At 41.2% G+C, this 11,943-nt stretch carries 8 protein-coding genes and 3 pseudogenes; 8 read left to right on the top strand and 3 right to left on the bottom strand.

Annotated features, from left to right (window positions below; genetic code table 11):
• Window positions 1-71: 71 nt before the first annotated feature.
• The 3 genes and pseudogenes from F6K49_RS16065 to F6K49_RS16055 all read left to right on the top strand — a co-directional run.
• Window positions 72-200: pseudogene (locus F6K49_RS16065) on the top strand (transposase); the annotation flags it as partial.
• 150 nt (window positions 201-350) lie between these two features.
• A complete protein-coding gene (locus tag F6K49_RS16060) occupies window positions 351-956 on the top strand; it encodes a GUN4 domain-containing protein (protein WP_293031213.1) in 606 nt (201 codons plus the stop codon).
• Between the two features lie 140 nt (window positions 957-1,096).
• Window positions 1,097-4,153 (top strand): NACHT domain-containing protein, encoded by a 3,057-nt coding sequence (locus tag F6K49_RS16055; protein WP_293098223.1) that lies wholly within the window; start codon window positions 1,097-1,099, stop codon window positions 4,151-4,153.
• Between the two features lie 105 nt (window positions 4,154-4,258).
• Here F6K49_RS16055 and F6K49_RS16050 read toward each other — a convergent pair whose 3' ends face one another.
• Window positions 4,259-4,459 (bottom strand): DUF4058 family protein, encoded by a 201-nt coding sequence (locus tag F6K49_RS16050; protein WP_293031508.1) that lies wholly within the window; start codon window positions 4,457-4,459, stop codon window positions 4,259-4,261.
• A gap of 31 nt (window positions 4,460-4,490) precedes the next feature.
• On the opposite strand from F6K49_RS16050, the pseudogene F6K49_RS16045 reads away from it, so the two are divergent.
• Window positions 4,491-5,253: pseudogene (locus F6K49_RS16045) on the top strand (IS5 family transposase).
• Window positions 5,254-5,312: 59 nt separating this feature from the next.
• Here the strand turns inward: F6K49_RS16045 and F6K49_RS16040 are convergent.
• Window positions 5,313-6,530, bottom strand: coding sequence for a glycosyltransferase family 1 protein (locus F6K49_RS16040; RefSeq protein WP_293098220.1), 1,218 nt, complete (start codon window positions 6,528-6,530; stop codon window positions 5,313-5,315).
• A gap of 55 nt (window positions 6,531-6,585) precedes the next feature.
• On the bottom strand, window positions 6,586-8,268 hold the full coding sequence (locus F6K49_RS16035; protein WP_293098217.1) for a capsule biosynthesis protein: 1,683 nt from the start codon (window positions 8,266-8,268) through the stop codon (window positions 6,586-6,588).
• Between the two features lie 155 nt (window positions 8,269-8,423).
• Between F6K49_RS16035 and pip the strand changes: the two genes are divergently transcribed.
• From pip to F6K49_RS16015, 4 genes and pseudogenes are all read left to right on the top strand, one after another.
• The gene (gene pip, locus F6K49_RS16030) at window positions 8,424-9,368 is read left to right on the top strand and encodes a prolyl aminopeptidase (RefSeq protein ID WP_293098214.1); all 945 of its coding nucleotides are present in this window, start codon (window positions 8,424-8,426) and stop codon (window positions 9,366-9,368) included.
• A gap of 326 nt (window positions 9,369-9,694) precedes the next feature.
• Entirely contained in the window at window positions 9,695-10,375 is a 681-nt protein-coding gene (gene deoC, locus F6K49_RS16025) for a deoxyribose-phosphate aldolase (protein WP_293098211.1), read from the top strand.
• A gap of 106 nt (window positions 10,376-10,481) precedes the next feature.
• On the top strand, window positions 10,482-11,417 hold the full coding sequence (recO, locus tag F6K49_RS16020) for a DNA repair protein RecO (protein WP_293098208.1): 936 nt from the start codon (window positions 10,482-10,484) through the stop codon (window positions 11,415-11,417).
• A 267-nt stretch (window positions 11,418-11,684) separates the two neighbouring features.
• Window positions 11,685-11,943, top strand: a pseudogene (locus F6K49_RS16015) (arabinose efflux permease); the annotation flags it as partial.

Genomic DNA, 11,943 nt, shown 5'->3' with positions numbered 1-11,943 from the left:
TCACGATTCGATATGCTCTGTAAACAACTAATGGCAAAACTTTTCGCTTCTCACTCGGCGGAACCAGTGCCATGGAGCGCACTTTTGGTTGGCTGATGGGATGCCGTCGATTGCTCAGAGACTATGAGTTGTTGCCTGAAACATCAGAGACATTCATAAATCTTGCCATGATATGGATCATGGTTCGCCGCTTGGCATAAAATTTGACCTCTCATCACTTTTCAAACATCCTCTTACAATTATCTACACAATCAAAGGTTATACATAAAACAGTCATTGCAAAATCATCGTGTAATCAAGGTTTCCAAAACTTGGCTTGATACTGAAAGAGTCAATTGAGGAGACCTAATATGAGTAAGCAGAGCAACAACCTGAGTCGTTCAGATATAATTGGTATTGTTGGAGTGCTAGTAGCTGTTGCTGGCATTGGGGTGGGTGTAATGACTTCAGAGATTAGAAATTTAACTGGCTTAGAACCATCAAGTCATCCTTTATCTGTCACTTTAAAGACAGATTACGGTGCCGATTACAATAAACTCCAGTATTTGCTAGTCTCTGGAAAATTCAAAGAGGCTGATATCGAAACCACGCACCTGTTGTTATGGGCAGCCAATCGTGAAAAGGAGGGAACGCTTAATCCAGAGAGTGTGAAGCGGTTCTCCTGCACTGACCTCCGTACCATAGATACACTATGGATGCAACATAGCAATGGGCGTTTTGGATTCAGCGCCCAGACGCGACTTTGGAAAACAGGACAAGTAGATCTGGAAGATTTTGTATCTCACATCGGTTGGCTGAACGTCTCGGAAAGAAATAATGAGATATGGGTCAATCACAATGACCTCATATTTGAACGTCGTGCACCAATTGGACATCTGCCTACTGGTGGGGCTTTTGCACCCAAAGGTGTTTGGAGGGGGGGGTGGTTGCCCATTCTTTCAAACCGATGCTTTTGACATGAGACTTGTCGCTTTACGGGCAGTATGTCTGCAATGTATGAATTAGTGCATTTCCAGTGATGTCTCTAAGCTGGGTGTTCCAAAGTTTTCAGTCGGTGCATCTGCTGATACTTTATATCAAGATGTGTCTTTAAAATATGAGCAAGGAAAGGTTAACTATCAAAGCCAGTCTTCAAGGGGTGAGCAAAGCTAAAAAAGCCATCTTAAGAATGGGATATGGTTCAAAAGCTAACTTTGCAAAATCTGTAGGTTTAGGTCGCACTACAGTTACAAAGTTCTTTAACAAGCAACCTCTTGAGTATGATTCCTTTAAAAAAATTTGTGACAACCTAAAGTTAAATTGGCAAGATATTGCTGAGCCAAGCGATTTAGTTGAAACAGCAGATAATAAGCTACAAGAGCAAGGTTTTGAGGAGCAGGACTTAAGTACAGATATTGATGTATTGGTGCAAGATATACGCGAGAAAATACGCGACACTATTAAAAAGCGCTGTGGCACGATGCGTGTGTTAGATATGACCCAACCTATCGGACTTAACGATATTTACACTGACGTTAATATTCTGGAGAAAATTACTGGTCGTAGGAGGATAGATCTTCCTGAACTTGTGCAAAGATTTGATCCAAACTCAGAAGACTTTAACCGCTATGGGCTAGGACAAGTGACTGAAAAGCGAGTTCCAGGAATCAAAGCTGTAAAGCGTTACTCTAAACTAATGATTTTAGGTAAACCAGGGGCTGGAAAAACAACCTTTTTAAAATATTTAGCCATTCAGTGTATTGACGGTGATTTTCAAGCTAATAGAGTGCCTATTTTTATTACTTTAAAACAGTTTGCAGAAGATTATAGTCAGGAAGATATAATGACATTCATATCTTCCTTTATAGCTGAACAAGGAGTGACTCATGAACAAATTTCTCAGCTATTAATTTATGGAAGATTATTATTTTTACTAGATGGATTAGATGAAGTAAAAGAAGAAGATAGTGAAAGAGTTATCCGACAAATTAGTGAATTTACAAATCGGTTTTCCTATTCTCGTTTTTTAAAAGAAGACTCTGATAAATTGATAAAGAATCTTTTAGACAAGTTCAAAGAGTTATTTTGCGATACTTATTTAAAATGCCTCAATAGTTTCAATAATGATTTAGCTGATAGGACTTCTACTCTAAATAAACTTAGGTCATTATTAAAAGTTTTCTTGAGTGAAGAAAATAATTATTCACTTGAAATCTTAAATACTCATATCCAAAACCTAGATATAGATGAACTTAAAGATACCAACTTAACAACATACTTTATTCAATTAAAGAAATCACTTTTGGAGCAATTCCAGAATTTGCGTCGTTATGAATATCTAGAATGGCTCGAAAGTGAAAATTTCCGCAAAAAAAATAAACTTCTTAAATACATCAAATCTTTCCTTGGTAAGCACCCCAATGAAGAACACAAAAACTTGAGAAATTCATTTGATAAATCATTACAACAATTCATAAATAAAGAGGTAAAATACGATGCTATTGTATTTAAAAATTCGCTCTTATCTAATCTTTATTCTAATCGAATATTTATTGACAGTTATCTTAAATGGATTTTTGATACTTTTCCAAATACTTGTAAACTCAGCAAAAATCTAAGGAAATTATTTTACCATTATCAAGATAAGCGCGTTTCTGAGTTAATGCAATTACTTTCAAATTTACTGAAAAAATCACCACCTGAAGATTATGTAGAATTATTTCATTATCAGTATCCAGAAAGGTGTTATGCAAATAGCTTCGTTATTACTTGTAGAATTGCTGCCAGGGAAGAAAAGTTTGAGAAATTCGTAGAAGTCGAAGTTGCTGATTTTGATGAAAAGCAAATTGAAACCTTCGTACATAAATGGTTTCAGGATAGAGAACCAAATCCATCTCAAATCTTCATGCAACAGCTCAAATCAGCTCCACCGATAGCAGAACTCGCGACAAATCCTCTGCTACTGACTTTGTTATGTTTAGTATTTCAAGAAATAGCTGAATTCCCCTCTAACCGTTCAGAACTATATAAAGAAGGTATAGCAATATTATTGAAAAAATGGGATGGGCAGCGCCTTATTAAGCGAGATCAGGTCTACAAAAAGCTATCCTCTCCACGTAAGGAAGATTTACTCAGCCAAATTGCCCTTACTACATTTGAGCGCAAGAACTATTTTTTTAGGCAGACCGAAGTTGAGCAGTATATTGCCGATTACATCTGTAATTTACCTGATGCCAAAACTGATCCAGAGGCACTACAGCTAGATAGTGAAGCAGTGCTAAAATCGATTGAGGCACAGCATGGGTTACTGGTGGAACGAGCGCGAGGTATTTACTCTTTTTCTCACCTAACATTTCAAGAATATTTTACAGCAAGAAAAATTGTCACTACTTCTAATCCAGAGGTACTAGAGCAAGCTATGCAAAATCTTGCTACTCATATAACTGAGGTACGATGGCGCGAAGTCTTTTTGTTAGCGCTTGGGATATTGCCAAGTGCTGACAGTCTGCTGCAATTGATGAAACAGCAGGTTGATAAGCTTGTAGCTCGCAGTCACAACTTGCAGAAATTCCTCAAATCAGTAAACCGTAGAGCTATCTTGATTCAGGGTTCATACAAACCAGTAGTTATGCGTGCCTTTTTTTTGGCTAATGAACTTAGCATTGACCAAGATTTGAGCTTTCTTCTTTGCAAAGAGTTTCAATTAAATGAAGACTTCGACATTGACCGTCTACTCAATCATGTTCTTAATCGTGCCTTTGACCGCACTCTCAACCGTGTTTTGCTTACCACAGACATTGACATTGAGACTGATATTACTCTTTTCCTAAATCGTGCCTTGAATCTTAACCTTGAACCTAAACTAAAACAATTACTTCAGCAGCTTAAAGCACAAATGCCAGATATCACTGAGACTAAGGATATATGGAATCAATGGTGGAGAACTCAGGGTAGTGCTTGGGCTACCCAATTAAAAGCGGTGATGAATCAGTATTCTATTGGTCAAACTTGGGTGTTTACTAAGCAACAGGAAAAAGTACTGAAGCAGTATTACAATGCCAATTTGTTTTTATTAGAGTGCTTGAACAGCGATTTTTACGTGAGTCTTGAAGTACGAAAAAGGATACAAGATACTTTATTGTTACCAATGGTTGAAATTAAGAAATATAAATAAAATCCAACGTAAAGGGGTATGGCAAAGACTATCCAAAGCGTCAACAGCGTCAACAAAAAACTGCTTTATACTGAGTCTAGCAATTAGCAATATAGAGAGCCTGTCCTACGATTCCATCAACGATCGCACCCACTGAAAATCACTCTCACTCAGCGCTGGAACAGGCTGCACTGAATAATCAATCGCAAGGTCTAGAGCCGCCTCCTGGTAAACTTGTCTCAGAGGATGTTTGAAAAGTCGGTTGGGCAGTAAAAAAACTCTCTGAGTGTAAAAATTATCAAAATACAAGCACCGAGAGAGACACATGACTAAAGTTTAGCCTAGTGACCATTACCGCATCCAGTATGAATTCCTTAGTGACCATTATCCTCCAGCCAAACCTGGTGGTCGCCACCGCCCGCGTCAATATATGGCAAGTGCTCAACGGAATTTTCATTGGTCCAGTTGAAGGGGTCAGATGGCGAGGTTTACCGAAAGACTTTCCTCCGTGGCAGACAGTGTATACCTATTTCCGCAACTGGCGTGCGTGATGGGACGTGGTTACAAATCCACGACCGTTTGCGAGAGTGGACGAGAATCGAACAGGAACGACAGCCAAGTCCATCGGAAGCGGCAGTTGATAGTCAAAGTGTCTTGAGTGCAGCAATGGTCACTCAAGCTGTGGGATTTGATGCAGGCAAGAAAATCAAAGGTCGTAAGCGGTTTATCACAGTGGATACTTTGGGAAAAATCGCTGCGTGTTTGGGTCACTGCAGCAAGTACGACGGAACGATTTGGGGGTAAACGAGTGCTCCACAAGGTCAAACAGATGGGCAAAGCGGTCTCACGGTTGTATCTGATTTGGGTTGATGGAGGCAATAGTTGTGAGCCTTTCATCATGTGGGTCATGGATGTCTGGGGTTGGATTGTACAAGTCGTGCTCCGACCCCAACATAACCATTGGCTTCGTACTGCTTAAAAAGCGTTGGGTAGTGGAGCGCACTTTTGGTTGGCTGATGGGATGCCGTCGATTGGTCAGAGACTATGAGTTGTTGCCTGAAACATCAGAGACATTCATAAATCTTGCCATGATACGGATCATGGTTCGCCGCTTGGCATAAAATTTGACCTCTCATCACTTTTCAAACATCCTCTTACAATTATCTACAAAGCTCGATCCCTAAAGTACTCCTCTGCCTCTTCCCTTTCCTACCAAAAATTTATAGGCTGCTAGAGTTTCCCTTGCCGTTCTCTCCCAAGAGAATAGCATTGCTCTTTCCTTACCCTTTCTAATCAATTCCTCCCGCAATTGAGAATTACTGATCACCTTGACCATAGCATCTGCTAATTCAATAGGCTGATTAGGGTCAATTAAAATTGCGGCATCTCCCGCTACTTCAGGCAGGGATGAAGTATTAGAGGTAATCACAGGGGCACCCAAAGTCATCGCTTCTAAGACAGGTAGACCAAACCCTTCATAGTAGGAAGGATACACAAAAACATCTGCATTTGAGTAAAACCAGGCTACCAGTTGATCCGATAAGTAGCCCAGATGATGAATATGGTGTTTCCAAGGGGAGCTAGCAATATCGGCAAAAATAGATTCATAAGACCATCCTTTTTGCCCAATCAGTACTAACTGATGCTCAATTTGATGCCGTTGTTTTAAATAATTAAATGCTGCAATCAGAGTATTAATATTTTTCCTGGGCTCAAGAGTACTCACAAATAAAATATAGGGTTGGGCGAAGTCGTAATTAACTGATGTCACCAAAGACTCCACCTTGGTATTCGGTAAATCTAGTGTATTCGGTAAATCTAGAGTAGAGTAACGGCTAGCTTGAGGAATAACTTGGATGTTGTCAGGATTCACTCCTAAGTAATTGACGATATCTTGTTTAGTAGACTGGGAAACAGTAATTACTAAATCAGTCCACCTTAAACATTGTTTTACCCGAGCAGTATAGCTTTTAACAATTGAGTTAACATACTGAGGATATTTAATAAAGGTTAGGTCATGAATCGTCATCAACCGCAAGCTTTTTTGACAGGGATAAACGACATGGTCAGTACCATGGACGATATCAGGATTGCCTAAGTATTGCTCACAATAAGGTAAGATGGGATTAGGTATAGTAGCTAGTAAACTAGAGAGGGTAACCGGTAACGGTATAGTTTTAATCTCTAGATTTTGAATCTCTAAATGCCTAGTTAGCACTTCAAGAAATGACCAATCACGAGATAACCATTTTCTTACACTTGGTTGATAGGCGAGGCTTAACTGAAAGTCTTCCTGACCTTGTAGCTTATGGAGTGCCTGAATTAAATTTAAGGCATACATCCCAATGCCACTTAACCTATGGCGGATTGGTGTAGCATCAACAGCAATTTTGATCATAGTGTAATCATTAGTTAATTACCAAGTAGAATTATAATTTGTACTTGGTAATTAACTAATTAGTATATATAAACTCTGTTCCGGTCAAGATGCCGTCACAGATAACATCTAATCCTTTACTTTTACCAGGAATTAATTCATTGACATCAGATACCTGAAGTTTAAATTCCGATGGATTACTAGCTTCGGTGGTCATCTCTAGAGGAATCATGCGGCGGAAGAAAAAGTGATAGGCATACTTTCTTGCTCGTTTTATGATTGCCTCAGGTAAGCCATCCCCTAGGGGTAACTGATCTAAATACTGAACATACTCCTCTACAGAACTGGCATCCATAGTGATGCCTTTATTACGAATCCACGCTTCTCCTGCAACAATTACAGGTATGCCCATGCTAGTCAACTCTACACCCATTTTAGTGCCGTAGATTAGAGCAGCATTACATTGGAGGATAGCAGCATAGGTGCTAACGGGACTTTCTGGGGGAATCACAAACACATTTGGAGGGAGAGTGGGGAAAACCTGACGAATTTCTTCAAACAAGGGTTGACGCGATCGCAAAGTCCCTCGAATTTCTGCTGGGTGGATCCGAATTAACAACTGTAACTCTGGTCTTTTAGCAAAATACCGAATAGTTGTCAATACCCATTCCAGCATATTAGGAAAAGCATTAACTGGGTAATGGAGTTGAGCATCCCACATCACATTAGTCAGTAACCCAATACAAGGACGAGAAAAGTCTACTCCTACCGCATCAGTAATTTTGGTCAGGTCAAATTGAGGACTTTCATGGAACCAAATCCAATCCTGAGTTCCTTGCCAGCGACTTTTCAAATAGTCCATCAACTGCTGTTCCATCTGGGAAGTCCACGGTATAGTTTCCCAATTACTTACTGGCTCCCACATCAGCTGGTGATGATAGGTTTCATGGTGACTAAAGATAAAGCACTGTTTGCGATAAGCAGGATTCCAGTTGACCACCCGCACCCCTTCTTGACGGGCTACTTCACCAGTCAACCCCTGAGGAACATAAATCCCATGGTTAAATACAGCACACTCAACCTTAACGGTTTGCAGCAGCCGACGGGTCGCCCAAGTGGTCAGGATTGCCGCTTGGAAGTAACGCTTGAGAATCGGCTCAGCATTGGGTTCCCCTTCCAGGGAAGCACGAGCATAAAATCGCAGAGCTCCTGCTAAAGCGTGTTCCCCCACAGCTACCCCATTTAGGGTGTACTTTTCAATTTCAGCAATGGTGAGACTGCTAGCTATATCCTTGGCCTGTTGGTAATCTGTATCTGTGAGAAAGTCACTGTAGCGATGGATAGTTAATCCTAGGGGCTTATAGATCCCATCGGCTAGGGGAAAGCAGTCGTTACACAAGTCACGTTTAGGACCATAGTTTACAAACAAGTCCTGTTTGGGATAAAAACTGACATCACACCAAAAACAAGCTGGTAAAATACCATCACAGAGCAAAATGTGAACTTGAGCACCCCTGAGGGTTAACCCTACTGCTAGTAGACTTTCTAAAGTGATGGAATGAATTTCCCCACCCACACTAGTAGCTACCAGAATCTTAGTGCCAGTTTGGGCAGCCTTTAGGGCATTTTGCCATTGGTTTAGAGACCCTTTCAAGACCAAATCCCACCTTGGCTGATCTCGAATAATGCGCTGTCTACGCTTATAGAGCTTAACCCTGCGATGAAGGGATTTGTTCCGCTTGAGAAACTCTTTGATCATTTGATGGTTGACGGTTGACGGTTGACGGTTGACTGTGAACAGCTAACACTCAGCTAAGCCGGATTAATAGCATATTACTTTCACCATAGAGGTTTGGAGATCATTGCTTTTGTATGTACTTTATGTAATCGTAACTGTAACCCCAAGGCACAACTATGCGAGAACTCTATCCCCCCATCGAACCTTACAACCAGCAAACCCTAACAGTTTCTAACCTACACACCATTTATTTTGAAGAGTCGGGTAACCCACAAGGTCAGCCAGTAGTGGTGTTACACGGAGGACCAGGAGGTGGTAGCCAACCGGTTTATCGCCAATACTTTGACCCACAGAAATGGCGAATTGTGATGTTTGATCAACGGGGTTGTGGTAAAAGTATCCCCCATGCTGAACTTGAGCAGAACACTACCTGGGATTTAGTTAGTGATATCGAAAAACTGCGAGTAAAACTGGGTATTGAGCAGTGGGTAGTTTTTGGGGGTAGTTGGGGTAGTACTCTGTCTTTAGCCTATAGTCAAACCCATCCTGAACGCTGTCTAGGACTGATATTGCGCGGCATTTTTATGCTCAGGCAAAAGGAAATTCGTTGGTTCTATCAGGAGGGAACAAGCTATATTTTTCCTGATGCTTGGGAAGACTATATCAAGCCGATTCCAGAAGCAGAACGCCATGATCTAATTTCTGCTTACTATCGACGGTTGACCAGTCCGGATCCTCAAACCCGCAATTCAGCAGCTCGGGCTTGGTCAATTTGGGAAGCAAGTACTAGTAAACTCTTCCAAGACCCAACCCTAATCCAAAAGTTTGGTGAGGGTGAATTTGCTGATGCCTTTGCCAGAATTGAGTGTCATTACTTTGTCAATAAAGGCTTTTTTGAACGAGAAGACCAGTTACTGAGGAATGTAGATCGGATTAAATCTATCCCTGGAGTGATTGTCCAAGGACGCTATGATGTGGTTTGTCCGATGGTATCAGCTTGGGAATTACATCGGGCTTGGCCAGAAGCTGAGTTGATTGTGGTACCTGATGCCGGTCATTCCATGGCAGAACCAGGTATTCGCAGTGCTTTGATCGAAGCAACGGATAAGTTTTTAATCTGACGGGGTGACAGCAGCCTTGTTAGGCATGCAGCAATGCTGCATCAAGAAGGGACGGTTGAATCAGGTTGGGGACAGTTGACCGTTGACGGTTAACTGTTAGAGTTGTGCTTTGGTTGATTGTAAGCATTCAGCTATCAGCATTCAGGATTCAGATATCAGCTTATCCGTTACAGATGGTGCTATCAGCTATCAGCCGCGTAGCGTGGTCTTGGCCAACGGCTGACCGCTGACCGCTGAATACTTACGGTTGATTTTTCCTTAAGTATCTTAATTTTTTGATAAATTTTGATAAATAATGATATAGGAGTCTCAAATAAAGCCTAGCGATGGATATAGACTATCCAGACATTGATATTGCTCCCCTAATCGACCATGCCCTGCTTATTCCCATGGCTACACCAGAGCAGGTGGAAAAATTGTGTCAAGAGGCAGACCAATATAAGTTTGCTACAGTGTGTGTCCCGCCAGTTTACGTCAAACAAGCGGCTGAACTCCTCCACAGTAGATTACCAAAGGTTTGTACTGTAATTGGTTTTCCTATTGGTGCCACAACCCCCACTGCTAAGCTTTACGAAGCCCAAGAGGCAGTGGAAAATGGAGCGACAGAGCTAGATGTAATGATTCACCTCGGTGGCTTGAAAGCGGGCAAAACAGAGGAACTTTACCAAGAAATTGCCCAAATCTGTGAAGAAACGGGTAAAACCGTCAAAGTCATCCTGGAAACCACTCTGCTCAGTGATACGGAAAAACGTCTTGCTGCGGAAATCTGTATGGATGCTGGGGCGCAATTTATCAAAACCAGCACTGGCTGGAATGGTGGTGCCACAGTTGATGATGTCCGATTGTTGAAAAAAGTGACTAAGGGACAAGTTGGAATCAAGGCATCAGGAGGTATCCGAACCATCGAGCAAGCTTTCGATTTAGTCATTGCTGGAGCAACTAGATTAGGCACCTCCCGTGGTCCTGACTTGCTGCGACAACGGGATAACCTGGAAATTAAAAATTAAGAATTAAGAATTAAAAATTAAAAATTAAGAATTAAGAATTAAAAATTAAAAATTAAGAATTAAGAATTAAAAATTAAACTTAAAAATTAGCAAGTAATAATGACTAATGAGTCAAACCTACAAAGCCACTGGAATTAATCTGAAAAGTATACCGCTGGGGGAAGCGGACAGGTTGGTGACAATTTTAACTAGGGAGTTGGGTCTGATTCGGGTAGTGGCACCAGGGGCAAGGAAGCAGAAATCGAAGTTAGGTGGTAGGAGTGGCTTGTTTGTGGTCAATCAACTACTGCTGGCAAAAGGGCGATCGCTAGATAAAATTATCCAAGCAGAAACTACCGAATCTTACCCAGGATTGAGTCAGGATCTCAGTAAACTGGCAGCTAGCCAGTATCTGGCAGAATTAGTTCTCTGTCATGCTTTGAGTGAGCAGCCTCAGGAAGAACTCTACGAACTACTTAATGAACATCTACGGCGTCTTGAGCAGTTACCTAAAATTACGGCTAATCCCTCAGGGTTGTCTTTAGTGTTAGCTCATTTGTCCCACGGCGTCTTTCACCTGCTTGCCCTGGCCGGTATAGCACCTCAAGTGCAACTGTGTTGTATCACACAACACAGTTTAAGGCCAGATTTAACTGATCCGAATTGGCGGGTTGGTTTTAGCGTAGAAGCAGGTGGCACCATTAGTTTAGTCAGTCATGAGTCCAATAGGAAGCATTTACCTAATCGAACTATTCCGAATAAAGCAAACAGCTTGACTCAAACCACTGGCAACCCTGATACTGATGTCATTCTACCCCCTCCTCCACGAGTAAATCATCAGCTGAATGCTCTGGAGTTAACCCTGCTTCAACAACTGGCAGCTGCTGAATTACCTCAGCTGACTACACTATTAAAAGACCAATTGGGAGGGTGGAAGGCGGCTGAGTCTGTAGATTCACTATGGGTGAAGTTGGAGCGAATTTTAAGAGACTACGCTCAGTATCACTTTGGTCGCTCAATTCGCTCAGCGGCTTTAGTGGATGCGTTGTCGTCTGTTAATTAATACTAATAATGAGTGTCTGTTAATAGTTAATAGGTAATAGTTAATAGGTAATAGGTGATATATAATGGGTAATAAATAATAGTTAATGGATAATTAAAATCTAATTGTGGTGTTGAACAGCAGCAATAGTAAGGTCTTAAATTATCAATTACCAATTACCAGTTAATAATTACCAATTACCGATTTAATAATCCATTCATAGTAACAGTATGACGATGGACAAAAGTTGTTATTGGTAAAAAAAAAGCCTATCCAAGAAAAGCCAGAATGCAATCATCGGAGACTGGAAAAAACCAAAAACACTCCCCAGACCCCACGTCTGATTTCACCAAGTCTGATTTGGTGGCAAAACCCTCATCGAGCAGTGATGAGCTAAGCGATCAGGAACTGGATTCATCGCCGGATAAAGGATTTATACCAGTTCTAAAAAATTCCAACTTCTTAGCCCTATGGAGTGGTCAAGTCTTCTCTCAGCTAGCAGACAAGGTTTATCTGGTGTTAATGATTGCCTTGATAACCAGTCGCT

The sequence above is a fragment of the Moorena sp. SIO3I6 genome (assembly GCF_010672095.1).
The sequence above is the reverse complement of the archived record's forward strand: the minus strand, read 5'-3'. Positions and strand labels throughout refer to the sequence as shown.